Origin of the sequence: Cognataquiflexum rubidum, from assembly GCF_022538115.1 — a bacterium.
Classification (GTDB): Bacteria; Bacteroidota; Bacteroidia; order Cytophagales; family Cyclobacteriaceae; genus Cognataquiflexum; species Cognataquiflexum rubidum.
In genome coordinates, this window is the sequence record NZ_JAKZAL010000031.1 from 1 (window position 1) to 25,254 (window position 25,254).

Here is a 25,254-nt window from a genome sequence, read left to right on the forward strand (position 1 = left end):
GTTATCGTCACGGAAATCGACCCGATCTGTGCTTTGCAGGCTGCAATGGACGGTTTTGCTGTCAAGAAAATGGTGGATGCAGTGAAGGAGGCAGACATAATAGTCACTGCCACCGGTAACAAAGACATCATCAACCAAGAGCATTTTCTTTCCATGAAAGACAAAGCCATTGTGTGCAACATCGGCCACTTTGACAATGAAATCAATATGGCTTGGCTGAACAAAACCTATGGCCATACCAAAGATGTCATTAAGCCACAGGTGGATCTTTACACTTTGGAAGGAAAAGAGATCATCGTCCTTGCGGAAGGAAGATTGGTCAACCTTGGCTGTGCCACAGGTCATCCGTCTTTTGTGATGTCCAATTCATTCAGTAATCAGACTTTGGCTCAACTCGAACTTTGGATGAATACAGATCAGTATGAGCCGGGTGTTTATGTTTTGCCAAAGCATCTTGATGAAAAAGTAGCAGCTTTGCACCTAGCCAAATTGGGGGTGGAATTGGATACCTTGACGCCAGATCAGGCAGCGTACATAGGTGTTACCGAAAACGGACCGTTCAAGCCGGAGTATTATAGGTATTGATTTATTTCGAAATTTTATAAAAAAGCCTTCAGGAGAGATTCTGAAGGCTTTTTTATTTTGCTATCGGGGTAATCATGGGCTACAAGTCAGAAAAAGAAACTCATTCGGTGAGTCTGAAAACCATCAAACGGCCATCTTCCAAAGTAATGGTGGCAATAGAATTACATTGATTTTCTAAAGTATAGACCATTCTGTGGTTGGTAGCTTGGGTTTCGTTTCTGAATATTTGCCAGTTTTCAGCACCTTGGGTGGGTAGCAAGAAGCCATCCTTGATGCAGTCTACAAAATAATTTTTGGGCGTTGATTGGGTCATTTTGAGTGGTCTTCCTGCAATATTTCTCCCTTCCAATCCACCAGTACTTGAGAAACCTGTCAATATTCCATTTTGTATTCCCAATTCGTGGGTAAAATCCCCGTTTATTCTGGAAGAAGAGTTATTGCCATCTATGATAAAAAGATCTTGGAAAGATTCTGTTCTCCTGTTTGGATTGAGCAGACTGTTTACCTTCTTAAAATCCCTCGTTCCTTCAATTTTCATTCCCCTGATAGTATAATCCTCATATTCAACTTTGACGATAGATTCCAATACAGTTTTGGAAATATACTGAAGGTGGATTTTTCCTGATCTTGGCACATAAAGACTGTTGACACATTCTTTCTTCACCGAAAAGGCCAAGGTCACTTTCTTATTGTTTTCGTCAATGATGACATCCGGACAACCCGGAATCGCAAGGCTCTCCGAAAGACGGAAATAGTCGATGGACTGAAAAGGGAAAAAAAGGGATTCTTCGAGAGAAAGAGAGATGTTGAAAATCTCATTTCCCTCAAATTGGAGATCTGTGCGGATGTCCTTATCAATATCCCCAAAGCAGGAAGACATTAGAATCAAAAGGACTAGAAAAAAGCCGGCATTTTTCATTGGACAGGTTTTTATGCAAATCTAACCCCATTGTTTTGTTTACAAAATGATGGGAGGAAGAAGGGTGCATCTCTTTTTTATAGAGGTACAATTCCCTATCTTCAACGGTCATTAATCCCAAAATAATATGTCTTATACAGAAGGAATGCTTAAAGATGGCGCTTTGAAAGGAAAAACCATCCTCGTGACCGGAGGCGGTACAGGCCTTGGAAAATCCATGGGCCTTTATTTTTTGAAACTCGGAGCCAACCTTATAATTACAAGCAGAAAATTGGATGTTCTCCAAAACACGGCCAAAGAAATGGAAGCTGCCACAGGCGGAAAAGTCCTGCCACTAGCCTGTGATGTAAGGGAAATCGATCAGGTCGAAAAAATGTGGGCTGACGCTGTCGCCCATTTCGGAAAAGTGGACGTTGTGCTCAATAATGCCGCCGGCAATTTCATCAGTCCCACCGAAAGACTATCTTCCAATGCTTTCAACACCGTCCTTGACATTGTACTCAAAGGAACTTCCAATGTGACTTTGACAGCCGGAAAATATTGGATCAAAGAAAAGCAGGCAGGAACATTCTTGAATATAGTAACTACCTATGCTTGGACAGGATCTGGATATGTTGTGCCTAGTGCCGCTGCAAAAGCAGGTGTTTTGGCGATGACCCGATCTCTTGCCGTAGAGTGGGCGAAATATAAAATCAGATCCAATGCCATTGCACCAGGGCCATTTCCTACAGAAGGAGCTTGGTCCAGATTATTGCCTGGGGATTTGGTGAAGAAATTTGACCCTGCCAAAAAAGTACCTGTCGGAAGGGTAGGAGACCATCAGGAGCTTGCCAACATTGCCGCTTATCTCGTTTCGGATTTTTCATCCTATGTCAATGGCGAAGTCATCACTATCGATGGAGGAGAATGGCTGATGGGAGCAGGTGAATTCAATAACTTAGACGCCATCCCCCAAGAATTGTGGGACATGATGGAAGCCTCAAGAGGAAAAAAAGGATGAGCCCCAAAGTGATTTGGGGCTATCTGAAAGCAAAGTGGAAAATCAGGAACATGTGAAAACAAAAAACACCCAAATCAGGGTGTTTTTTGTTTTATACAATCACTTATCCTCTCTGAAGACCGGGGCTTTCTTAAAAGGAATCAGCATAGTATTGTCCCAACTTGCCAAAACCTTACTGACATTTCCGTCATCAAGGGAAGTGGTTTCGATGATATACCATCGGGTGTTTTTTTCTGTTCCGACGACAATGATGTGGCCTTCAGTAATGACCTTGCCTCCGGGAACTTTCGAAACCGTAGTTACAGGCACGATGGCATGGGTTTCCTCACCTGTTTCTGTCAATTGGATATGTGGTTTACTTTTGAATTCCTGCAACACAAACCCCTTTTTCCGTTGGGTTTCATGGATCAGTTCCAAGGCTTTGATGACATTTTCCGATCCTCCTGCTTTTTCGACAACATCAGGATAGGTGAACCCCAAAAGGGTCTGGTAATCATCGCACATTTTGGCACTGTAGTAGGCTTTTGCAGCTTCTTGAATGTCAAATTCGACCTGTGCGAGGGTTTGGAAACTGAAAAAAACGCATAGTAATAGCATGCTGCTTTTTTGGACTGACTTTCTCATGAGATAGATAAACTTGGGTGATAGGCGAAGTTATCTAAAACTAAGAATAGCCCAAACATCTGTAATGATTTTTTTTTAGAATTACAGACAAGCCACCATATAGTACAATGGAAATCCCAAAGTAATGTTGAACGGGAAGGTGATGGCCAAGGCCATCGGGAGGAAAATTCCGGGATTGGCTTTTGGTACGGCGATTTTCATGGCTGCGGGAACGGCGATGTAAGAGGCAGATGCAGCCAAAATGGCAAACATGAACCTGTCTCCTATATTGGATGTGATGAACCCACTAAGGTAAGCTACCAAACAACCGTTGATCAGTGGTACCAATACTGCAAATACGGCGGTGAATTTTCCGGAGTCAAAGAAGTCCTTTAATTTTTTTCCGCTGGTAATCCCCATGTCCAATAGGAAAATTGACAAGAAGCCTTTGAAAATATCGGTAGTGAAAGGTTTGATCCCTTCCGCTTCTTTTTCACTTGCCAAAAAGCCGATCACAAGACTTCCCAAAATAAGTAGGACTGAGCCATTGGTAAAGGAATGACTCACTACTTTCCTAATTTTCATGCCATTGGTTTCCCCGAAGGATTTTACCAAAAGTACACCAATAATGATGGCGGGAGCTTCCATCAATGCCATAATGGCGACCATGTGTCCACTAAATGGCTGTTGCTGGATTTCAAGAAATGATACCGCGGTCACGAATGTCACAGCCGAAACCGACCCGTAAGCCGCTGCAATTGCACCTGAGTTTTCGATACTCAGTTTCCTTTTCAAAATAAAAAAAGTATAAAGCGGGATCAGACTTGCAGCAGTAATTCCAAAAATTACGGCCCAAACTATACCCATATTGAACTCTGAGTGGGCAAGTTCTTGCCCACCTTTGAATCCAATCGCAAATAATAGGTATAGAGAGATAAACTTGGAGGAGTTTGGGGGAATTTCAAGATCACTTTTAACCCTGACTGCGAAGATCCCCAAAACAAAAAACAACAATGCCGGATTGGTAAAATTGTCAATCAATAGTTGGAGGTTCATAACTTCTGAAAAGCCATTTTTAGATCAAATTGAATTGATTTTCTTTTCGATATTTGGGAAAGAAGGCCCTGCAAGGCAATTTTGTTTTCAATGATAATAGAGGATATCCGGGGATGCTGCATGATGAGATTGGCCTGATGCTTCATGTGGATCAGCGCAAGGGAGGCTATTTTATTCGGTTCCTGAACGATTTCAGGATAATTTTCAGCGTATAAATTTGCCAAGAACCGATTTTGGACAGAATCATAATTTTCTTCTTGATGCACAATCGATCTGAGTAAGGGAGATTCAATGTCATGGACATGAAAGATTTCTGAAATATCCTCTTGGAGGAGGAGATGGATCAGAGATTCGGTATAGACATGGATGTCAAGGTCAAAAACAGAACCCAATGCAGTCAAAAAATAGGAATCATCCCCAAACCTTTCCTTTAAATACATCTCCCCGTGAATCAACGGGCAGAGCAAAAAGAGTTTTTTTGACATATTTCTTTTTAAATTTTTGAAACCTTTTGCAAAAATCCCGAGTATATATCATATATTTTTATTTATATTTATAATAAAATACATTAAAATAATTTATGCATTATACACTCCACCAATTACAGGTTTTTCTTAAGGTTTCTCAGACTGAAAGCATCACAAAAGCTGCTGAGGAACTCCACCTCACGCAGCCGGCTGTTTCCATTCAGCTCAAGAATTTTCAAGACCAATTTGAAATCCCCTTGACAGAGGTAGTGGGCAGAAAGCTCTACGTGACGGATTTTGGCAAAGAAATAGCCATTGCCGCCGAGCGGATAGTCGATCAGGTCAATGCCATAAATTACAAGACGATGGCTTTTAAAGGCCAACTTACCGGGAGATTGAAAATCTCTGTGGTATCAACCGGAAAATATGTGATGCCGTATTTTCTTGGCGACTTTATCCGAAAAAATCCGGGTATTGAACTCAAACTAGACGTGACCAACAAAGCCATGGTGGTCAACAGTTTGGACGAAAATGAAATTGATTTTGCGCTTGTTTCCATTTTGCCTGAAGCCCTTCAGGTTGAAACCGTCGAATTGATGGAAAATAAACTGCTTTTGGTTGCTGGAAAGGATTTTGAAATTCCGGGTTCTGTTTCAGGAAAACAGATTTTCGAACATATAACATTGATTTACAGAGAAGTAGGATCAGGTACACGGCTGACGATGGAGCGGTATCTCCGAAGTAACAACGTCCCTGTAACCAAAAAACTCGAACTTACTTCCAATGAAGCGGTCAAACAGGCAGTCATTGCAGGTTTGGGTTGCTCGATCATGCCACTCATCGGGATCAAAAATGAACTCAAAAACGGTGATTTAAAGATCATACCGGTGGATGGGCTTCCGATCGTTACAAACTGGAATCTCATTTATCTCAAAAATAAAAAATTCTCCCCGGTCGCTGAGTCCTATCTTGAATATATCAAAGAAGAGAAAAACAGGATCATAAAGGAGAATTTTCACTGGGTCTGATTTTTCCTGAAATCAAAAGACTGGATAGCCTAACATACCATTAGATGCTGGTCAATTTCCAATAACCCAATAACCCAATAACCTCAAATCGACATCCCATAATTAGTGCTTGGAATCTATTTACTATATAACTATCGTTTCAATATAAAAACCCAAACAGCCACAGCGGGATTTTTTTGTCAGTACCATATTCGATGTCATCGGCAGCGATAAACCTGTTTTTGACTCCCTGAATCTGCTCTGCTGTTTTATTTTTGCCACCCACTTCAAAAGAATATTCCCTGTTGATTCTAAAATCACCCTTGTCGATATACTCCACGGTATGTTCATGTCCTAATTGATTGACAAAGAAGGTTTCCCGAAGATTTCCCAAATCAGCATTTTTCGGAGAAAAGGCAAACTGGAAATTTGTGTTTTCTAGGTAAACCTTGTCAGGTTTTTGAAGTTGAGTGATTCCCTTGATGTCTTTGTATAGGTTTTTGATGATATGGGCTTCCTGCAAGAAAAACAGGTAGGCAATAAATGTATTTCTATTGATACCTATTCTCTCACTCAGCTTACTCACATTGGGGATAAAGGGCACCGATTCAGAAATGATCTGTAGCAATTGCTTGATTTTTGGAATGTATGATACATCCAATTTTCTCAGCAATGGCAATTCAATTTCCAAAGTCATATTGACCACTTCCTCCAAGCGCTGATGGTAAAGTTCCGGTACTTCCCTGAAAAAGGGAAAGTAACCCGAACTCAGGTATTGATGGAAATGCTCCAATGGTTTGAGCTTTGAATTTACTTCTCTGGCAATTTCAATGTGATTTTCGATCAAGTCTGGTAAAGTTGTCGAAGCAAAATTCTGCCCTGTCTGGAAGTTCAGAAATTCCCTAAATGAAAGCCCCTGCATGTGGTAGATGATCGCCCTTCTGCTCAAATCCGCCCTGGCATTGAGGATTTCGAGCATGGATGACCCTGTAAATACTATTTTCAATTCGGGGAAGTCATCGTAAATGTTTTTTAGCTCAATGGACCAATCCGGGTATTTGTGTACCTCATCCAAAAACAGGTGTTTTCCTCCTCTTTTTACAAAATCATCTACCAAACTCACAAGCCTGTTTTGTGCAAACCAAATGTTGTCAAGACTGACGTAAAGCACCGTATGGTCCAGCGGTAGATTTTTTTTGATGTATTGCAAAATTAGGGTCGTTTTTCCCACACCTCTTGGGCCTTTGATTCCTATCAATCGCGCCTCCCAACGGATTCTATTTATCTTGCTCCTGACAAATTCCAAAGAGGTTGATTCGATTTTTTTGATTGATTTTTCTAATAAGGTGTCCATAATGCTGTCTTTGATAAGCAAAAATAATATTTATTGATTACTATAACAAGCAAAAATATAAATTATTGCTTACTACAATAAGCAAAATAACCATATTCAAATCTCGATTTTCTAAAAGAGAGCCGATAAAAGTACTTCACGTAGTCCAGCATATAAATCCTATCAAAAATTTTATAACTTTAAAATGCAAAACCTGATTACCTTTGAATCGTAAATCTCTCTTGTGAAGCAATTTATCAAAATAGCACTCCTTGTTTTCTATGTGTTTTTCAACGCAGGGTTGAGCTATTCAATGCATTATTGTGGAGATGATTTTCAGTTGATCAATCTCTACGGAGAATCCAAAACCTGTTGCGAATCAAAGGCACCAATGCCCGGTTGTTGTGATGACGTCTCTAATTTGGAATTGCCAAATACCGACGAGCAGCAAATAGACATTCTAGACTTTCAGCCTTTAGGAATTGATTATATCTCTATTTTTTATGTTGAATCACCCGCAATCGTATTTGGCATTTCCGAGAAAACAGCCTTTTCTGATTCCTCACCACCAATATTACAGGATACTCCAATTTATATTTTTTGTCAGGTATTCCTGATATGATTTTTTTCTCTCTCAAGAGAAGTGAATCCCACAATGGGAAATAGTGAACTGCATTTCTATTTTGCATCCATTTAGTTTACAAAAATTGTAAGATAAAAGTCCGGTCGGGCCTAATTGCATTTCACCAATCATTTGTCTTTAAGTTCCAAATCAAGGGTCAATTGTAGGAGCTTAATATCTACCAATATCAAATATCTATTTATATCTTAATCTACTGAAATAAAGCAGATTATATAAATCGAAGTTAGTTTTAGGAACTATGCTTAATAAAACAATAAAATTCTTTCTTGAAAACAAACTGGTCACGGTGATCCTTTTGGTACTCGTAGTCCTTTGGGGAATTGTCGTCGCTCCGTTCAACTGGAATACCGGTTTCCTTCCCAATGACCCTGTTCCTGTGGATGCGATTCCTGATATCGGAGAAAACCAACAGATTGTTTTTACCGAATGGATGGGACGCTCACCCCAAGATGTGGAGGATCAGATTACTTATCCTCTGACCACCTCCCTTTTGGGTATGCCAGGTGTGAAGACCATCCGAAGCACTTCCATGTTTGGATTTTCTTCGATCTACATCATTTTTGAAGAAGACATTGAATTCTATTGGAGCCGTTCGAGGATACTGGAAAAGCTCAATTCCCTGCCTTCAGGCTTGTTGCCAGAAAGTGTGCAGCCCAAGTTAGGGCCTGATGCCACAGGTTTGGGACAAGTTTATTTTTACACTTTGGAAGGCAGGGATGAAAAAGGGAATCCTGTCGGAGGATGGGATTTGAATGAACTGAGAAGTATTCAGGATTTTTATGTGAAGTATGGACTTGCCGGGACAGCAGGTGTGGCGGAGGTGGCCACCATTGGTGGACATGTTAAAGAATATCAGGTTGACCTGGATCCGGTGGCTTTGAAAGCCCACAATGTCACCATGATGGAAGTGATGAATGCCATCAAGCAATCCAACCTGGATATCGGGGCCAATACCATGGAAATCAACCAAGTGGAATACATCGTCCGTGGTTTGGGATATGTCAAATCCTTGGAAGACATCGAATTGGCAGTAGTGAAAGTAAGTAACAACGTCCCCCTTAGGATCAAGGACATTGCCAAAGTAAACATCGGTCCGGCGAGTAGGGCAGAAAGGGCGATCTTGGATAAAGGCGGCGCTGAAGCAGTCGGTGGTGTTGTCGTGGCCCGCTATGGAGACAATCCACTTCAGGTGATCGATGCGGTCAAATCCAAAATTGAAGAAATTACACCAGGCCTTCCAAGCAAAACACTGGCAGACGGAACGGTTTCCAAAGTCACAATTGTTCCTTTTTATGACCGTTCGGGCCTGATCAAAGAAACCCTCAACACTCTTAATGAAGCCATTATCCTTCAGATACTCATCACGATCATTGTGATCATGGTGATGGTTTTTAACCTGAGAGCTTCCCTTCTGATTTCCGCTTTGTTGCCTTTGGCGGTGTTGATGTGCTTTATCATGATGAAGTATTTTGAGGTGGATGCCAATATCGTGGCGCTTTCAGGAATCGCCATCGCGATCGGGACCATGGTCGATCTCGGGATTATCCTCAATGAAAATATTCTCAGACACATCGAAGAATCCGGCGGTCAAAAGACCAAACTTCAGGTTATCTATGAAGCGACTACGGAAGTGGCCTCGGCGATAGTCACAGCGGTGATGACTACCATTGTGAGCTTTTTGCCGGTATTTACCTTACAGGCTGCGGAAGGAAAGCTCTTTGGGCCATTGGCCTACACCAAGACTTTTGCTTTGGTGGCTGCTTTGATTTTTACTTTGGTATTTATGCCGGCTTTTGCGCATTGGGTTTTTGGCACCAATGTCAAATCCAAGTCCTACAAAAACATACTCAATTTTGCCTTGCTTCTGTTGGGCTTCGTCTTGCTCTTTTTCTTTGCCTGGGCAGGATTGGTATTGACCGCCTTTGCCATCAATAACCTTGTTCATGCCTATTTTCCAGAAAAAACACAGCACGGAAAATACAAAGAATGGGCTTCGATGGCCATTGCAGTGGTGGCAGTTTCTGTTTTGTTGGCGGAAATGTGGCGGCCATTGGGACTGAGTCAGTCCGTTTTTGTCAATTTTATTTTCATCGGGTTGGTGATTGGGCTGAACCTTGGCGGGTTTTCACTTTTCATCCGTTTTTATGCCCCGATTTTGAAATGGTGCCAAGAAAATACGAAGACATTTCTTGTGATACCTGCCTTCGTTATTTTCCTTGGGGTTAATATCTGGTTGGGATTTGGGAAGATTTTTGAATTTTCCGCCATTGCTTTTGATAAAATCGGATGGAATGTCCGGACCACCTCGCTATGGTCCGGGTTGACGCATACTTTTCCGGGGATGGGAAAGGAATTTATGCCGGCTTTGAATGAAGGATCATTTTTGCTCATGCCAACGTCCATGCCGCATTCCGGGGTGGAGGCCAACATGCAGATCGTAAAGCAGTTGGATATGTTGGTTCAGGCGATTCCTGAAGTGGAGATGGTTGTCGGCAAAGCAGGGAGGGCCGAAAGTCCGCTTGACCCTGCACCGATGTCGATGTATGAGAATATCATCAATTACAAAACCGAATACCTCCAGGATCAAGATGCCCAAAAATTAAGATTCAAGACCGATGAGGATGGTTTTTTCCAATTAAATATAGAAGGGAAAGACTATTTGTATGACCGTGTCTCGGGTACTATCTGGGATAAGGATTTCAATTATTTGGAAGAAAATATAACCAAATCCATTGTCAAAGAAATCCAAAAGCACCTGATCCTGGACGAGAATAAAGGCCAATACTTCCGTCAGTGGCGGGATCAGATCAAATCTCCAGATGATATTTGGGATGAAATCCAACTCAGGACCTCCGGTATCCCCGGCGTTACCTCCGCTCCAAAACTCCAGCCTATCGAAACCAGGTTGGTGATGTTGCAAACAGGTATGCGGGCACCGATGGGCATGAAAGTATATGGGCCGGACTTGGAGACGATTGAGAATTTCAGTTTACAACTTGAAGACCTGCTTCAGGAAGTTCCTTCAGTCAAAGCGGAAGCGGTTTTTGCTGACAGGTCATTGGGCAAACCCTACTTGGAAGTGGATTTGGACCGAGTGGCTTTGGGCAGATATGGACTGAATGTCGCAGATGTGCAAGAGTTTATTGAAGTCGCTATCGGCGGGATGGCTCTAAGTACGACGGTCGAAGGACGGGAGCGCTATGCCATCCGTGCGAGATATGCAAGGGAGTACCGAGATGACCCCGATGTTTTAAAGAAAATCCTGGTCAATAGCCCAACCGGAGCTCAGATTCCTTTAGGTCAAATTGCCGAAATCACCTACCGCCCCGGTCCGATGATGATCAGGGGAGAAAATACCTTTTTGGTAGGCTATGTGATGTTTGACAAAAGGGATGGCTATGCAGAAGTCAATGTGGTAGAAAGTGCCAAAAACCTGCTGGATGAAAAAGTAAGAACCGGTGAACTTGTGGTTCCTGCCGGGGTTTCTTATGTTTTTTCGGGGAGTTATGAAAATCAGATCAGAGCCGAAAAGCGCCTTGCATTAGTCATTCCGCTGTGTTTGGCGGTGATATTCCTGATCCTTTATTTCCAGTTTAAGTCCACTGTACTCACCATGATGGTCTTTACAGCGATCGCAATGGCTTTTTCCGGAGGATTCATGATGCTGTGGTTATATGGTCAGAATTGGTTTTTTGACTTCAATTTCCTCGGAACCAATATGCGGGACTTGTTCCAGATGCGTACCGTCAATCTCAGCGTGGCAGTTTGGGTTGGATTCATAGCACTCTTTGGTATTGCGACGGATGATGGGGTAGTGATGGGAACCTACCTGACGCAGAGTTTTGACAAAGTCAATCCAACAACTGTTCCTGAAATCCGAAAGGCTGTATTGGAGGCCGGCTTGAAAAGAGTGAGGCCATGCCTGATGACCACGGCGACGACATTATTGGCCTTGTTACCCGTACTGACCAGCTCCGGCCGAGGTTCCGATATCATGATCCCGATGGCCATTCCGGCATTTGGAGGGATGGCGGTTGCTCTTATTTCGTTGTTTATTGTACCTGTTTTATATGGAAAATATAGGGAGATTATGGTAAGGAATATTTGATATTTATTGATACTGGATATTGGTGGATATTGACCTGGGATTCAAGGCGTTTATTTTGGTTTAAAAGGAAGATTGGATATTAATTGATATTGGATATTAAAAAAAGAATTGATATTAGTTGATACTGGATTTTAATGGATATTAATCTGATAATCAAGGTGTTTATTATGGTTTGAAAGGAAGATTGGATATTAATTGATACTGGATATTAAGAAAAGAATTGATATTAGTTGATACTGGATATTGGTGGATATTGATTTAGGAATCAAGGTGTTTGTTTGGTTTGAAATGAAGAATTTATATGGAAGAGAAAAAAGATTATATAAAACTTGAGGATTTGGAGGTATATAAATTGGCAAGAGAACTATCAAAAATGGGATGGGCCATTTATTCCAAAATGACTTGGCAAACAAGAAAGATTATAGGTGACCAATTTATAGAATCAATTGATTCGATAGGGGCAAATATTGCGGAGTCTTATGGTCGGTACCACTATTTGGACCGGATCCGTTTTTTATATAATAGCAGAGGTTCATTATTAGAGTCGATCAACCATTGGTTAAGCCTAATGGAAGAAAGGGAAATTATTTCAAAGGAAGAGTTTACTAATGTTAAAATGATTTCTGATAAACTATCACTTAAACTGAACAATTATATTCAATCAATTTACAATTCAAAAAAGGAATTGAAATGAACCTATTCAAATACATAAAATCCATTATTGGAAGGTTTGATGTCGGTCTTTCCGGCCAATATCCATCAATATCCACTATCTATAAATATCTGATGTTTGCTGCATTGATGCTCAGTGGAAAAGTAAATTCCCAAACCTTAGATAACTACCTCGAAATAGCAGTTGAAAACAACCCTGGGATAAGGGCTTCCTTCAAAGGCTACGAGGCATCTTTGGAGAAGGTAAATCAGGCCAATTCATTGCCGGATCCGGAACTGAATGTCGGGTATTTTCTCAGACCGATGGAATTGCTCATGGGTAACCAAAGGGCGGAAGCTTCTGTCATGCAGATGTTTCCATGGTTTGGCATGCTCAAAACCCAAAAGGATGAAGCCACTTTGATGGCAGAGGCAAGGTACGAGGCTTTCAAAGAGGAGCGGAACAGGATGGTCTTGCAGGTGAAGGAGACGTATTTCCAACTGCAACAACTTGAAAATACCATTGCCATCACCCAATCGAATCTCGAAATCCTGAAAAGTCTCGAACGGTTGGCCATCATCCGCTACCAAGGCGGAAATACCTCCGAAGCGGTGTCATCGGTAAGTTCGGCGGTCAGGAAACCTATTCAGATCCAATCTTCCGGAAGTTCTTCCGATGGCATGGGAATGGGAGGAGGCAGTTCGGCTACAGGTACAACCCCATCCAGTCCTTCCTCAGGAATGAACACCATGGGGGCTTCGGGCAGTTCAGGCAAATTGACCGATGTACTCAGACTTCAGGTTCAGATCAAAGCCCTCCAAAGCGAACTGATCCAGATGGAGGTCAACAAAAAACCTTTGATCGCCAAATTCAACCAACTCTTGGGAGTCGAACAAACTGAAAAAATCAACCTTTCCGAGAAGTTCGATCCGATCAACATTGCCGGATTGGAAGAACTGATGTTGGAAGGAATTCTGACAAACAATCCCATGGTGCTGATGCTGGAAAAAGAAAGTGAAGCCTATTGGAAACAAGCCCAAATGGCCAAACTGGAAGGACGACCGATGTTGGGTGCGGGTTTGAATTACATGGTTTTTTCTCCAAGACCTGAATCAGGAATGATCGGAGGAATGGATGGAATGGAATATATGCCTTCCGGAATGGGCAATAACATGTTTATGGTCATGGGAACGGTGACTCTACCCATTTACAGAAAAAAATACAAGTCGATGGAAACGGAGGCGATTTATTGGAGAGAATCCGCCATCAAGCAAAAAGAAGATCTTCAAAACAGCTTGGTCACAGAATTTGAAAGTGCTATAGCCCTGCTCAAAGATTCGCAGAGAAAACTTGATTTGCTGGAAGAGCAGATTGAACTGACCGAACAGACCATGGAACTTTCCGTGACTTCTTATGCGACTGACGGAAGTTCGTTTGAAGAGATTCTGAGTATCCAAAGGGAACTATTGGACTTTAGGCTTGATTTGCTCAATACCCAGATCGAGCAACAATTGAATTATGCAAGGCTTGAAGTCCTTTCGGGGTATTGACGGATATTATTGGATATTAAATGATATTGAAAATGAATGATATTAATGGATACTGGATATTAATTGATATTAACTCTAAAACACGAGGCTTATTTGTTAAAACATGACCACATCGGTCATCCGACATCGGTCATCGGTCATCCGACATCGGTCATCGGTCATCCGACATCCGACATCGGTCATCGGTCATCCGACTTCGGACTTCCGTCTTCCGTCCAGTTTGTAAAAGATAAAAGGGTTACTGGCAATAGAATACACAACCATTAAAACACGAAACCATGAATACAAGAAAAAATATCGTCATCATCATCTTAGGTTGCCTCCTTTTTGGAGGGGTTTTCGGGTGGATTATCAGAGGCGGAGGAGAGCCTGAAACAGAAAATCAGGAAGAGCTTGCCTCCGACGGGGAAACAATTTGGGTATCTCCCATGCATCCCCATATCCGCCAAAACGAACCCGGCAAATGCCCGATCTGCGGCATGGACCTCGTTCCGCTGTCACAATTCAGCGGTTCTACCAACGAATACCAATTGGAAATGACGCCTGAAGCCATGGCGCTTTCCAACGTCATGACGACCAAAGTCACCTCAGGTGCTTCTGCCTCGAGGCTGCAACTGTCCGGCAAAATCCAACCCGATGAGCAAAGGATCAAAAGCCTTACCTCCAATTTTGCAGGAAGGATAGACAAGCTTTTTGTCAATTTTACCGGTCAAGAAGTGACCAAAGGACAAAAATTGGCCACCATCTACTCACCGGATTTGGTCAATGCCCAAAAAGAACTGTTGGAAGTGGCCAAGATCAAAGACCGTCAGCCGGCATTGTACCAAGCCGCCAAGGAAAAACTGCGCCTTTGGAAAATCTCGGAAGGGCAGATTGCGGAGATCGAAAAGAGCGGCGCCGTTCAGACTCAGTTTGACGTCTATACCGATGCATCGGGTATTGTGAGCGCAAGGAATGTTTCCTTGGGTGAATTTGTCAGCAGGGGTTCTGTCCTGTTTGAACTCATGGATTTGAGTCAGGTTTGGGTAATCATGGATGCGTATGAATCTGACTTGGCCGGAATCAAAAAGGGCGATAATATCACTTTTCAGGCAGCCGCTTTCCCTGGAAAGGAATTCACAGGAAAGGTAACTTTTATTGATCCGACTTTGAATCCCGAAACAAGGACAGTCGGAATCCGTGCGGAAGCTGTCAATACAGGCATGCAACTGAAGCCCGAGATGTTTGTCAGTGCCACGATCAAAACGTCCGCCACAGCCAAGTCGGGCCTGATGGTTCCTAAATCTGCCATCCTATGGACAGGGCCGCGGTCTGTGGTATATGTGCAGGTGGGCAACAGCGAATCCCCGGCTTTTGAAATGCGGGAAGTGACTTTGGGTGCGCGCTCTGGTGACGATTATATGGTGACCTCCGGTATCAGCGATGGAGATGAGGTAGTCAGCAACGGGGTTTTCGCGATAGATGCCGCAGCCCAACTCTCGGGAAAATACAGCATGATGCTGAGACCTGAGGCCAAAGCTGTTTCCCAGAATCAGGACGTTCCCGAGCAATTCCGTAAACAGCTTACCGCATTTGTAAAGAGTTATTTTACCATCAAAAATGCCCTTACTGCTTCCGATGTTGCTTCCGCCCAATCGGCGGTATCCAAATCTAAGGCCTCTTTGACCAAGGTAGAAATGGGGCTTTTGGATGAAAAATCACACGATGTTTGGATGGGATTATTGAAACCGATCCAAGGAAGTCTGGACAAAATCCAAAGCACCAAAGACGTGGAAGTGCAGCGTTCCCATTTCGAAACACTCTCGGACAACCTGATTTCGGCAGTGGCTTATTTTGGTGTGGAGCAAAACACCGTCTACAAGCAATACTGCCCGATGGCCTTCAAAGACAAAGGGGCGTTTTGGCTGAGTGGAGAAAAGGAAATCAAAAACCCATATTTCGGGGAGGCGATGTTAAGTTGTGGGGAGGTGAAGGAAATTTTTCAACCAATTGATTTGAATTAGATATTAGTGGATATTGGATATTAATGGATATTGGGTTTTGGGGATAGGTAGAGGTTTGGTGGAAATAGGGGGAAATTGATATTTGTTGATATTGGATATTAATGGATATTGGGTTTTAGGAATAAGTTGAGGTTTGGTGGAAATAGGGGGAAATGGGTAATAGTGGATTTTGGAAATTAATGGATACCTGAATTCGATAGGAAAGTTGGGTTGGTTTTGAGGTAATATCAACCAATATCCAATATCAATGAATATCTGTATCACATTTAATGTTTATTGGTTTTGAAGGAAGCTTTCAATAAATATTGTCTTGAATATTTTTTTTTAAAAAAGTTTTTAATTCCGTAGATCCATTTTTTACGGACATATTAGTTTGTTAGGGGAGAGTATAACGGGGAGTTTAGAAGATTGTTTGGTTTTCAGGTAGTACAACAATTCAATTTTTTGATAAATGTGGAGTTGGTCATTTAACCGTATTTGTAGGGAAGAAGATTAAATTATACATTTAATAAGAGTTAGTTGTGCGGATAAAAACCTGAAAGGAAATGGGTTTCTATCCTGCATATTTCCGAAAGGCCAACAAAAACTGCTCTGGCAATCCTCAAAACAATTCATGAAGCCTATTTCAACCTATTTCACGAAGCCTATTTCTTCCCATTTCGCGAAGCATATTTCTATATATTTCACCAAGGGTATATTTCCATTTATATCGCGAAGCTTATTTCAAAATATTTCGCGAAGCATATATCCATTTATTTCGCAAAGCTTATTTCCAAATATTAATTCCTAACCCTAAAAAATATGAGGTACCTAACTTTTATAATAATTGTTTGTATTGCCCTTTCTTGCCAAAGTAACGATGTTGACAGGATCAGCGATGATTTATTTTATGAAATAGATACCGTTATCATTGATTCCAAGGGCCGGAATCTGGATCTAAATAGCGGGATGATCACCTCAGATTTGGATGCAAAAGAAACCTCTTTTTTCTTGTACAATGGTTTTGATCATGCAATCGATGAAATCAATCTTGAAGCAAAAGAGTTTGTCAAAAGCTATCCCCTTGAGAAGGAAGGCGCAAATGGCGTAGGTGAGTATATTTTTGGGATACAATCTTTGAATGACAGCCTGTTTTTCACTAAATCAAACATCCTCTCCACCGTTATTGACAATAAAGGCCAAGTGGTACAAAGAATAGGTTGGGAAGATGCCAAAGATTCGAGCGGTGCTCAATTAGAACAACTCCCAAGATATCTGGAGTTGGTGTCAGGTATAGATGATGCGAAAGCATTTGGGGTACATTTTGACTTCCAAAAAGTGGAGGCTTATTTGGATGTACTTTCAGTCAGTGATAACACCATCAAAAGAGTTGATATAGATACCGAGAACTCGTTTCAAGATTTTTTCTTTCGATTTGAGGATGGTTCCTTTTTAAATCCTGCAGTCCATCTCAGCTCGGGAAAAGATAATTTTATTATCAGCCATGAATTTTCAAATGAAATAATGGTATTCAATCACGAGGGGGAATTGGTGAAAATAGTCCATTACGAGCCAAAATTAACTCCCAAACGGGCCAATGTTCCCGAAGGCGCCGAAGCCAAATCTACGGAACAAATAAAAAAAGATTATCAGCAAATGTTGGAGCAGGTCAAGTTTGAATCCCTTGTATGGGATAGTGTAAACGATCGCTATTTCCGCCTGTCTTCCAAAAGAATCTTCTCAGATACTTATCAAAATGAGTGGTCCTTGGTTCCCGAAACGAAACAGACTATCTTATTTCTGTCGGTTTTTGATGGGGATTTCAATTTGGTATCAGAGAAAGAAATTAAGGAGTTGACCGATAACCGATTCAAGTATTTTGCCAAAGAGGGAAAGCTTTGGGTAGCTCAGAATTTTTCGGATGACCTGGGATTTATTGTCATTGATATTGAGCTCGATTGATTCCCATAATGAACTTAGAAAATCCTTTGAGTTGCTGTTCTCTTCTAGAAAAATTCCTTTGATACAATATGAAAAACCGAAGTAGTGCCAAATTTCATCAGATTTCGCAAAAATTGATTCTAGCTTTTATTATAAGCTTAGGATTTATATCACGCAAAAAAACCGATAGGATATCCGAAACACAACAAGTTTACTTTTTTGAATTTGTGGATTCTGTCAAAATAGATTTGATGAATGATTTCGGTTTTGTCACCAACAGAGCAGTGGACGGATTTTCGTTGGCATACACTCACCAAGAAGGCGTTTTCCATTTGATAAATATGTCAGGGGAAGTAGAATATTCCATTGATCGAAGAGGGGAAGGCCCAGGGGATTATTCCCCCAACTTATCATTTGCGACAATATTTGATGGGAATTTTGTGTTTATGGACATCAGCAATTTGCATTTTTATAGTTTTAATGGGGATTGGATCAAATCAATCCCTTACCAAAATTCAGAGGTGGGAGTACAAGCTGGGATTCCTGGCTCAGATCTATATTTTTTTGATAGCAGTAGGTTTGTAGTCCCTAATCAAAACATTGGTTATTTAGGGATGTCTCCGGTGTCCCTTGCTTTGCTTGACACAATTCCGCTTTGGATTGAATATAATTTTTCTGATGCTACCGGGCAATATGAAAAATCTAATTTGGGATTAATGGATACTACAGGAATTTTGTATTCTAAACTGAAATACCCGAATTATCAATCCATGATTTGGCTGCAAGATGGATTTTTATGGCAAATTCCTCAAATATCCGCAACATTATATCAATACAGAATTGGTAGCTCCGTGTATCCATTAGATAAAATTAGTTTGGGAATTCCCAATTTCAAAGACCCGATTAATCTTAACATTGAGTCTCCGGAGATAGATAATTTTAAATCGTTTAATAAGACTTCAGCAATGAATAGTTCAATCGGTTATGTGGTTCCAATGGATGATGGAAATTTTTTTGCTATTTATGGAACCGGTGTACCTGAGTATGAATACGATAGATTAATTGAAGATGGAAATCTTCCAGAAAAAGAATCTTATGGATACTATTTTGATAGGACGCAATCGAAAGGATATAGCATACCATTGCCAAAGAATGGTGAGCATTCATCATTTTGGAACAAGGTCTCATACTTAGGGGGAGATAAGTTTTTGTTTGTCTTTGAAAATAATATTGAAAGGGATTTTTACCTAGGAGGAGTATATAGTCTTAAAAAAAAATGAGTTGATTTCTGGTTGATAAAAACGCTTTTAAAACTGCGCTTATCCAGTTTTGAGATTTTATGATTCATTAATCGAAATTTTCTTGACATTAAAAGAATACTAAAAAAAGATATTTACCATGTTCAAAAATCTCTTACCCCTATTTTTAATATTTACACTTGTTTCCTGCGGAACCGGACAAAATAATAATCAACTGACTTCAACTGAAGGAAAAGTTGAATTTGAATTTTTGGATTCGCTCGTGGTAGAATCTCTATCTGAACTTTACCTTGCTGACAAAAATGAGAATACAGGGCAACTCCTTTTCAATGAGAGACAGATGAATGAGTTAATCATTACAGATCTGGAAGGGAAAATAATTTCACGTTTTGAACCAAAAGGGGAAGGTCCGAATCAAGTGGAAACGCCCTTGGAAGTAGCATTTTGGAAGGAGGGAATCGTATTAAAGGAAATGTCTTCTGAGAACAAGTTTAACTTTTTTGATCGGGACTTTAGAAAAATAGCCCAAAGTCCACCTCTTTCAAAAGGTTTAAGTTTTATTTCCATGTATAATTCCAATAGAAGTTTTTCAATTTTTGAAAAAGATGGCAAATCCTTGATTTTAGGTCAGGAGCTGAATATGCTTGACGAACAGCTTTTAGCCGAAAAATCTGAAAATCCGCTGATTTATGAAAAGGCAGAAATAGGTTATATCTATGATGTGGATTCAAAAGATATAACCAGGATCAACTTATATCCTGAAACATGGAAGCCAAGATTGGAGCAAAAGTGGGTGGGATTCAAAAGTTCCTATGTGCAGGTTTCTAAAACCGATCAAAAAGTTGCCGTGCTTCCAAGTGTTGGCAATGAGTTGTTTTTTTATGATTTAGATGACACTGGTATTTCCCCGATATCCCAAATTTCACTTTTCCACCCTGATCGAAATGAGAATTTGATCTTCGACGTCAAAAAGGAATATTTTTTATATCCGCTTTTCACACAGCTATTTAGTGGGGGGAATTACTTTTTGGTAGAATTTTACACTGAAGTGCCTCAGGATATCTATGATTCATTTCGGGCAAAAGGAGAGGGTTACCAAAGTGATCCTGAATACTGGGAAACATTACAAAAGCATTGGAAAGCCAAATATATCCTGACTGATAAAAATGGCAACCAAGGAGCCATTTCAGAACTACCAATTCCCGGCGTGGTCCATTTTATGGATGCCAACGATATAGTATATATCAAGCCTACTTCCAAAACGGAATTGGATTACAATGTCTTCTATCGGTATCAAGTGACCTTGAAGTAGGATTTCAAAAAAGAAATTCTATGGATTTTGAACCCTAAATTACTGGAGTAAAAAAAATGCCGAATCATTCCAAGCCAAAAAAACCCTTAAATCATCAATGCCTGATTTTCGGATTGGGGTGGGGTAATCTGCAGGCTGCTGGAGGCCGAGATACTTTTCCTCAGTTCTTCATCCAGCTTTCTGGCTTCGGTTTTGATCATTTTGAGAAAGTGCAATGTTTCCATAGAGGGTTTTTTGGGATCGATAATTTCCAGTATCCCGATGATATTGGCCAGTTTGGCGCGCATCAGGTGTGTTTGGTTGAAAGTCACCGTCGTCAGGTATTGGCTTTGTTGCCGGAAAAGGGATTCTGTTTTTTTCCTTTCGGAGATATCAAAGAAACAGCCCGCCATGACCAAGGGTTCGCCCTCAGGACTCCACTGCAGGACTTTGCCATATCCCAAGACCCAGATATCTTTCTTATGGAGATTTTTGATTCTAAACTCACAGTGGAACGGAAGCTTGCCTTTGCTCGCAAAATGCTCCTTTAGATTTCCTTCCACTTTGGACCGATCGGAGGGGTGAACATGTTTTTTCCATTTCACATTCTTTTGGCCTTTGGTTTTTTGGATAGCACTGTATCCAAAAATCTCATTCAGAGATAGGCTCAGCTGATCTGATTGCTGTGCAATATCCCAAATCCAAAATCCGATCAGGTTTTCTTCAAGCAATCCCTCCATCAGGGAATTTTTTGCATGAATATCATTGATGCTGTCGGGGAAATGCACTGATTTTTCGTTGACATTGTCGGAATTGTGTCCTATACCGGTGATGTCGATTTTTCCGTCAGGATCTGAGGTGATGGTAAACTCCCATTTGGTCCAGCCAAAAGCCGACCCATCCGGTTTTATCTTTCTCATTTCCTGTGTAAATTTCCTTTCACCTTCCTTCAGACATTTTTCCAACAGAAACTGGAAATTTGAAAAGTCCTTGTAATAAACCAATTCCGAAAAGGAAGATCCGGAGGCTTGGGTTTTCAAAAAGCCGGTTTCTTTTTTAAGATGTTCATTGCTATCCAATATATTAGCATCCCTATCCAGGTGGATAAAATAAAAGTAATCTGAATGCTTAAAAAAATCTTTCATCAAATAGAAATGATTATAGGTTGAGTTGAATAACGAAAACGCATATTCATTATACAAATTACATATAAACTAATATAAAAAGCAAAAAAATTGTTTTTATCCGGAAACTGACCCAAAATATGGAATCTATTTATTTATTGAATCGCACAGAATTTGGTTCTGAATCGAACCTTGGACAAGTAATGACTTTGGAGGAAGCCTTGGAACTGTTGAGCCTTTGGGTCAAAAACGACAAGCTGCTTTTTCACATGAAGCAGGTGGGACATCTGATGAAAGCCTATGCTGCGGCAAAGGGATATGACGAATCCATGCAGCACATGTGGCATTTGGCCGGATTGCTTCATGATGCCGATTGGGACCAATGGCCTGATCAGCATTGCCGTAAAATCATAGAAGAATTGGAGTCAAGGAATATCGATCCACGGATTATCCGGACCATAGCCTGCCATGGACCGAGGTATTTTGGTGTAGAGCCCGTGACCGAGATGGAAAAGATGCTTTATGCCTTTGATGAATTGTCAGGTTTTGTCCATGCCTACTCCCTGATGCGGCCACAGGGATATGAAGGAATGGAAGTCAGCGGTGTCAAAAAAAGGCTGAAAGACAAAACCTTCGCTGCCCAGGTCAGCAGAGAAGATATTGCCGATGCTTCAGAAAGGGCAGGAATACCCGTGGAGGAATTGATCAGTTTTGTGATAGCGAATCAGCTGAGGGCATAAAAAAAAGGACTATTCGTCCTTTTCTTCATATTCTCTCAGTTCTGCCTGAACCTCCCGAAGTGGTTTTAGATTTTCGGGAATCGGTGGATTCAGTTCCTCGTCTTTTTCATAAGGGAACACTTCTATGATCGGACTTTCGGTCACTTCGGTTACCCGGAAAGAAACGAGCATGTTGTTCAGACTTTCAAAGATCCTTTCGTAGGCTTCTTTCACATCATGCGCTGTGACAATCATGAACTGTGTCACTTTCTTTTCTTTGCCGCTGTCGCCATCAGCTACGATATAGGTGATTTTGCATTTGTGCCAAATGTCGATATCCTCATAGAAAAACACATCTACCAGATTGCTTTTGCTGATATTGGTCACCTGAAAGTCTCCACGGATGACAGATCCAAGCATGTCATAAATCCTCGCCTCAGCTTCCGTAAATGACACGGCATCTACCAGATATTGCTCGGAGACATTTTTGAGCAGGCCTTGCTCAGTTTCTTTGGCATATTTTACTTTACACAAAAACCAGGTTCTCATAAATCAATTTTTCAAATTCAGGAAGCGAAGGTAAGTCATATTGGCAAAAGCCACAATGAAAAATGTCGATTTAGAATTCAATTAAAATTCCCTTATATTTTGACAGAACAATTCACCGATGTGGGACAAAATCATCTATAGTTTTCCGATCCAGCTGTTGATTTTGCATCTGAAAAAGAATCTTTTTCTAGTGGCACTGTGGGTAATGTTGGCGCTGATCATTTTGCAGAAGTTGGGAACGGTTTTGGGAATTCCCTTTCTTTTTCTTGATCCGGAGTATTTGAATCAGGTTTCCTGGCAGGGGTTTTTTCTGGTGGGAGTGACGCTTGCTATCTTCACCATGTCATTCCACATGACGACTTACATTCTTGACGGCTCCAAATTTAAATTTCTGGCGGTCGTCCAAAGACCATTTATCCATTATTGTGTCAACAATTCGATCATACCCTTGGGATTTTACATCCTGTACCTCGTGGCATTCATTACTTTTCAGTTTGACAATGAGCATGAGAACAATTGGATCATTCTCGTTTATTTTTTGGGATTTGCAGCCGGTACATTGACTACCTACACCTTGATGTTCGTTTATTTTGCACTTACCAATAAGGACTTTTTCAAACTTTTTGCTGACAGCGTAGAAAAGAGGCTTCGCAAAACCAAAATCCCACGGGCCAATATGCTCAGGCGGATCAAGGAAAGTCAAAAAGCAAAAGACAAGGTAATGGATTACTTGGACCTCAATATGAGATTTAGGCCCGTGAGACAGGATTTGGCCAGGTTTGAAACCCATCAGCTGCTGCGTGTCTTTGACCAAAACCACCTCAATATGGTTCTGATTCAGATTGCGTTGATCGGGCTGATTTTGATTTTGGGTTTGTTTAGGGAAAATCCATTCTTACAGATTCCCGCTGCGGCAAGTAGCATTTTGCTTTTTTCTATTCTGACGATGGCGGTAGGGGCCTTGGCGTTTTGGCTGCGAGATTGGTCGACTCCGATCGTGATCGGCGGCATCCTGCTGTTCAATATTTTGTCGGGCAGTCAGATTCTCAACAGACCGCATACTGCTTTTGGGATGGATTATGACTCAGATCCTGCGGTATATGACCTTGACCATCTCAATAAGCTGCTGCATGCGGACAGTGTGGCAAAAGACAAACAATATGCTTTAAAGATTTTGGAAAACTGGAAGGCCAAGTTTCCCTTGGGATCAAAGCCAAAAATGGTTTTTGTCGCCACGAGTGGGGGAGGACAGCGGGCCGCTTTGTGGACTGTACGCGTATTGCAGGAAGTGGAGAAAGCAAGTGAAAACCAGTTTTTCAAGCATACCCAAATGGTTACCGGTGCATCAGGCGGGGTTGTGGGGGCTGCTTTTTTCAGGGAATTGTATCTCAGGGCTAAGGATGAAAAACTGGATTTGTTTGATCCAAAGTACCTCGATCAGATCTCCGCTGACAACCTCAATCCGATCATTTTCACCCTATTGGTCAATGACCTCCTGATCAGAAACCAATCTTTCCATTACAATAACCGAAAATACCTCAAAGACCGGGGGTATGCCTTCGAAAACCAATTCAACATCAATACCAAAGGAATCATGGAAAAGCCCATAGCGGCGTACAGGATCCCTGAATTTGAAAGTAAAATCCCCATGCTTCCCGTCACGCCCTTGATCACCAATGATGGTAGGAAGCTGTACATCGCACCGTATCCGATGTCCTATATGGGGATATCAATGGACAGGGCCGATGGAGTGGAGGAGAAGAGCCAAGGAATAGATTTTCAGCGGTTTTTTGCCCATCATGGTGCGGACCAATTGAGGTTTATCAGTGCTTTGAGGATGGGCGCGACTTTTCCATTTATTACTCCAAACGTACAGTTGCCGTCTAGTCCAAGGATGGAGACGATGGATTCGGGATTGTCAGACAATTTTGGCGTGCAGGATGCCCTTCGGTTTATGTATGTTTTTCAGGATTGGATCAATGAAAATACCTCAGGCGTGGTGTTGATTACCATCAGGGATTCAGAAAAATTTTCGGAAATCCAACAAAAACAGCCACCATCATTATTTGAGAAGCTTTTTACCCCGATCAAAAACATTTATATCAATTGGGACAATGTGCAGACCCTCAACAATGAAGTCACCTACAACAGGATGAAGGAATCCATGCCCTTCCTTTTGGAACGGATTGAGTTTGAATATTCCACCCTGCAGTACCTCAAAGAAATGGGATTGGCAGATCAGGAAGGGGTGTTTAATCCAAAGCAACAAGAAATTCTCCGGGCTTCTTTGAATTGGAGGCTTACGGCAAGGGAGAAAAAATCCATCATTGACAATATCCACAGCTACAAAAACCAACAGTCAATGGAGAAATTAAAAGCCATTGATTTTCTACAATAACCTCAGCGAGTTACTTCGGTCATCGGTCTTTTGTCTGTTATCTAAAGCCAGATACCTAACTGACCTCT

At 41.3% G+C, this 25,254-nt stretch carries 20 protein-coding genes; 13 read left to right on the plus strand and 7 right to left on the minus strand.

What is annotated here, in order from left to right; translation table 11 throughout:
• A partial coding sequence (locus MMU05_RS21440; protein WP_241143706.1) for an adenosylhomocysteinase occupies positions 1 to 585 on the plus strand: 585 nt, incomplete at its 5' end.
• A gap of 100 nt (positions 586 to 685) precedes the next feature.
• Here MMU05_RS21440 and MMU05_RS21445 read toward each other — a convergent pair.
• Positions 686 to 1,504, minus strand: a complete 819-nt coding sequence (locus MMU05_RS21445; RefSeq protein ID WP_241143707.1) for a hypothetical protein — start codon at positions 1,502 to 1,504, stop codon at positions 686 to 688.
• A 127-nt stretch (positions 1,505 to 1,631) separates the two neighbouring features.
• Here MMU05_RS21445 and MMU05_RS21450 point away from each other — a divergent pair, with 127 nt between their 5' ends.
• A complete protein-coding gene (locus tag MMU05_RS21450; protein WP_241143708.1) occupies positions 1,632 to 2,504 on the plus strand; it encodes an SDR family oxidoreductase in 873 nt (290 codons plus the stop codon).
• 99 nt (positions 2,505 to 2,603) lie between these two features.
• Here MMU05_RS21450 and MMU05_RS21455 read toward each other — a convergent pair whose 3' ends face one another.
• The 3 genes from MMU05_RS21455 to MMU05_RS21465 all read right to left on the minus strand — a co-directional run bounded on the left by MMU05_RS21455 (position 2,604) and on the right by MMU05_RS21465 (position 4,648).
• Positions 2,604 to 3,128: a hypothetical protein gene (locus MMU05_RS21455; RefSeq protein WP_241143709.1), complete on the minus strand. Its 525-nt coding sequence runs from the start codon at positions 3,126 to 3,128 to the stop codon at positions 2,604 to 2,606.
• A gap of 81 nt (positions 3,129 to 3,209) precedes the next feature.
• Positions 3,210 to 4,163: a sodium-dependent bicarbonate transport family permease gene (locus MMU05_RS21460; protein WP_241143710.1), complete on the minus strand. Its 954-nt coding sequence runs from the start codon at positions 4,161 to 4,163 to the stop codon at positions 3,210 to 3,212.
• Entirely contained in the window at positions 4,160 to 4,648 is a 489-nt protein-coding gene (locus MMU05_RS21465) for a hypothetical protein (RefSeq protein ID WP_241143711.1), read from the minus strand. The genes MMU05_RS21460 and MMU05_RS21465 overlap by 4 nt, the downstream gene beginning before the upstream one ends.
• Positions 4,649 to 4,743: 95 nt before the next feature.
• Here MMU05_RS21465 and MMU05_RS21470 point away from each other — a divergent pair, with 95 nt between their 5' ends.
• Positions 4,744 to 5,658 carry a LysR family transcriptional regulator gene (locus MMU05_RS21470; RefSeq protein WP_241143712.1) on the plus strand — a complete coding sequence of 305 codons (915 nt, stop codon included), beginning with the start codon at positions 4,744 to 4,746 and terminating at the stop codon, positions 5,656 to 5,658.
• A gap of 139 nt (positions 5,659 to 5,797) precedes the next feature.
• Here the strand turns inward: MMU05_RS21470 and MMU05_RS21475 are convergent, their stop codons facing one another.
• Positions 5,798 to 6,991, minus strand: coding sequence for an ATP-binding protein (locus MMU05_RS21475; RefSeq protein WP_241143713.1), 1,194 nt, complete (start codon positions 6,989 to 6,991; stop codon positions 5,798 to 5,800).
• 223 nt (positions 6,992 to 7,214) lie between these two features.
• Here MMU05_RS21475 and MMU05_RS21480 point away from each other — a divergent pair, with 223 nt between their 5' ends.
• The 8 genes from MMU05_RS21480 to MMU05_RS21515 all read left to right on the plus strand — a co-directional run bounded on the left by MMU05_RS21480 (position 7,215) and on the right by MMU05_RS21515 (position 20,417).
• Positions 7,215 to 7,592 carry an HYC_CC_PP family protein gene (locus MMU05_RS21480; protein WP_241143714.1) on the plus strand — a complete coding sequence of 126 codons (378 nt, stop codon included), beginning with the start codon at positions 7,215 to 7,217 and terminating at the stop codon, positions 7,590 to 7,592.
• 259 nt (positions 7,593 to 7,851) lie between these two features.
• Positions 7,852 to 11,721, plus strand: a complete 3,870-nt coding sequence (locus MMU05_RS21485; RefSeq protein WP_241143715.1) for an efflux RND transporter permease subunit — start codon at positions 7,852 to 7,854, stop codon at positions 11,719 to 11,721.
• Positions 11,722 to 12,022: 301 nt separating this feature from the next.
• Positions 12,023 to 12,415: a four helix bundle protein gene (locus MMU05_RS21490; protein ID WP_241143716.1), complete on the plus strand. Its 393-nt coding sequence runs from the start codon at positions 12,023 to 12,025 to the stop codon at positions 12,413 to 12,415.
• A complete protein-coding gene (locus MMU05_RS21495) occupies positions 12,412 to 13,923 on the plus strand; it encodes a TolC family protein (RefSeq protein ID WP_241143717.1) in 1,512 nt (503 codons plus the stop codon). The genes MMU05_RS21490 and MMU05_RS21495 overlap by 4 nt, the downstream gene beginning before the upstream one ends.
• A 278-nt stretch (positions 13,924 to 14,201) precedes the next feature.
• A complete protein-coding gene (locus MMU05_RS21500) occupies positions 14,202 to 15,926 on the plus strand; it encodes an efflux RND transporter periplasmic adaptor subunit (protein WP_241143718.1) in 1,725 nt (574 codons plus the stop codon).
• Between the two features lie 801 nt (positions 15,927 to 16,727).
• Complete coding sequence (locus MMU05_RS21505; protein WP_241143719.1) at positions 16,728 to 17,867, plus strand: DUF4221 family protein; 1,140 nt, start codon at positions 16,728 to 16,730, stop codon at positions 17,865 to 17,867.
• A gap of 68 nt (positions 17,868 to 17,935) precedes the next feature.
• Positions 17,936 to 19,126 carry a hypothetical protein gene (locus tag MMU05_RS21510; RefSeq protein WP_241143720.1) on the plus strand — a complete coding sequence of 397 codons (1,191 nt, stop codon included), beginning with the start codon at positions 17,936 to 17,938 and terminating at the stop codon, positions 19,124 to 19,126.
• Between the two features lie 118 nt (positions 19,127 to 19,244).
• Positions 19,245 to 20,417 (plus strand): hypothetical protein, encoded by a 1,173-nt coding sequence (locus MMU05_RS21515; protein WP_241143721.1) that lies wholly within the window; start codon positions 19,245 to 19,247, stop codon positions 20,415 to 20,417.
• Positions 20,418 to 20,503: 86 nt separating this feature from the next.
• Here MMU05_RS21515 and MMU05_RS21520 read toward each other — a convergent pair whose 3' ends face one another.
• The gene (locus MMU05_RS21520; RefSeq protein WP_241143722.1) at positions 20,504 to 21,541 is read right to left on the minus strand and encodes a PAS domain-containing protein; all 1,038 of its coding nucleotides are present in this window, start codon (positions 21,539 to 21,541) and stop codon (positions 20,504 to 20,506) included.
• Positions 21,542 to 21,660: 119 nt separating this feature from the next.
• Between MMU05_RS21520 and MMU05_RS21525 the strand changes: the two genes are divergently transcribed.
• Positions 21,661 to 22,260: a hydrolase gene (locus tag MMU05_RS21525; RefSeq protein ID WP_241143723.1), complete on the plus strand. Its 600-nt coding sequence runs from the start codon at positions 21,661 to 21,663 to the stop codon at positions 22,258 to 22,260.
• A gap of 9 nt (positions 22,261 to 22,269) precedes the next feature.
• Here MMU05_RS21525 and MMU05_RS21530 read toward each other — a convergent pair whose 3' ends face one another.
• Entirely contained in the window at positions 22,270 to 22,788 is a 519-nt protein-coding gene (locus tag MMU05_RS21530) for a DUF4494 domain-containing protein (RefSeq protein ID WP_241125132.1), read from the minus strand.
• Between the two features lie 118 nt (positions 22,789 to 22,906).
• Here MMU05_RS21530 and MMU05_RS21535 point away from each other — a divergent pair, with 118 nt between their 5' ends.
• Positions 22,907 to 25,186 carry a patatin-like phospholipase family protein gene (locus MMU05_RS21535; protein WP_241143724.1) on the plus strand — a complete coding sequence of 760 codons (2,280 nt, stop codon included), beginning with the start codon at positions 22,907 to 22,909 and terminating at the stop codon, positions 25,184 to 25,186.
• Positions 25,187 to 25,254: the final 68 nt, after the last annotated feature.

Excerpts from the sequence above, each read along its gene's own strand:
- MMU05_RS21445 (WP_241143707.1), bottom strand. The coding sequence starts at position 1,504 with ATGAAAAATGCCGGCTTTTTTCTAGTCCTTTTGATTCTAATGTCTTCC.
- MMU05_RS21450 (WP_241143708.1), top strand. The coding sequence starts at position 1,632 with ATGTCTTATACAGAAGGAATGCTTAAAGATGGCGCTTTGAAAGGAAAA.
- MMU05_RS21455 (WP_241143709.1), bottom strand. The coding sequence starts at position 3,128 with ATGAGAAAGTCAGTCCAAAAAAGCAGCATGCTATTACTATGCGTTTTT.
- MMU05_RS21460 (WP_241143710.1), bottom strand. The coding sequence starts at position 4,163 with ATGAACCTCCAACTATTGATTGACAATTTTACCAATCCGGCATTGTTG.
- MMU05_RS21465 (WP_241143711.1), bottom strand. The coding sequence starts at position 4,648 with ATGTCAAAAAAACTCTTTTTGCTCTGCCCGTTGATTCACGGGGAGATG.
- MMU05_RS21470 (WP_241143712.1), top strand. The coding sequence starts at position 4,744 with ATGCATTATACACTCCACCAATTACAGGTTTTTCTTAAGGTTTCTCAG.
- MMU05_RS21475 (WP_241143713.1), bottom strand. The coding sequence starts at position 6,991 with ATGGACACCTTATTAGAAAAATCAATCAAAAAAATCGAATCAACCTCT.
- MMU05_RS21485 (WP_241143715.1), top strand. The coding sequence starts at position 7,852 with ATGCTTAATAAAACAATAAAATTCTTTCTTGAAAACAAACTGGTCACG.
- MMU05_RS21490 (WP_241143716.1), top strand. The coding sequence starts at position 12,023 with ATGGAAGAGAAAAAAGATTATATAAAACTTGAGGATTTGGAGGTATAT.
- MMU05_RS21495 (WP_241143717.1), top strand. The coding sequence starts at position 12,412 with ATGAACCTATTCAAATACATAAAATCCATTATTGGAAGGTTTGATGTC.
- MMU05_RS21500 (WP_241143718.1), top strand. The coding sequence starts at position 14,202 with ATGAATACAAGAAAAAATATCGTCATCATCATCTTAGGTTGCCTCCTT.
- MMU05_RS21505 (WP_241143719.1), top strand. The coding sequence starts at position 16,728 with ATGAGGTACCTAACTTTTATAATAATTGTTTGTATTGCCCTTTCTTGC.
- MMU05_RS21510 (WP_241143720.1), top strand. The coding sequence starts at position 17,936 with ATGAAAAACCGAAGTAGTGCCAAATTTCATCAGATTTCGCAAAAATTG.
- MMU05_RS21515 (WP_241143721.1), top strand. The coding sequence starts at position 19,245 with ATGTTCAAAAATCTCTTACCCCTATTTTTAATATTTACACTTGTTTCC.
- MMU05_RS21520 (WP_241143722.1), bottom strand. The coding sequence starts at position 21,541 with ATGAAAGATTTTTTTAAGCATTCAGATTACTTTTATTTTATCCACCTG.
- MMU05_RS21525 (WP_241143723.1), top strand. The coding sequence starts at position 21,661 with ATGGAATCTATTTATTTATTGAATCGCACAGAATTTGGTTCTGAATCG.
- MMU05_RS21530 (WP_241125132.1), bottom strand. The coding sequence starts at position 22,788 with ATGAGAACCTGGTTTTTGTGTAAAGTAAAATATGCCAAAGAAACTGAG.
- MMU05_RS21535 (WP_241143724.1), top strand. The coding sequence starts at position 22,907 with ATGTGGGACAAAATCATCTATAGTTTTCCGATCCAGCTGTTGATTTTG.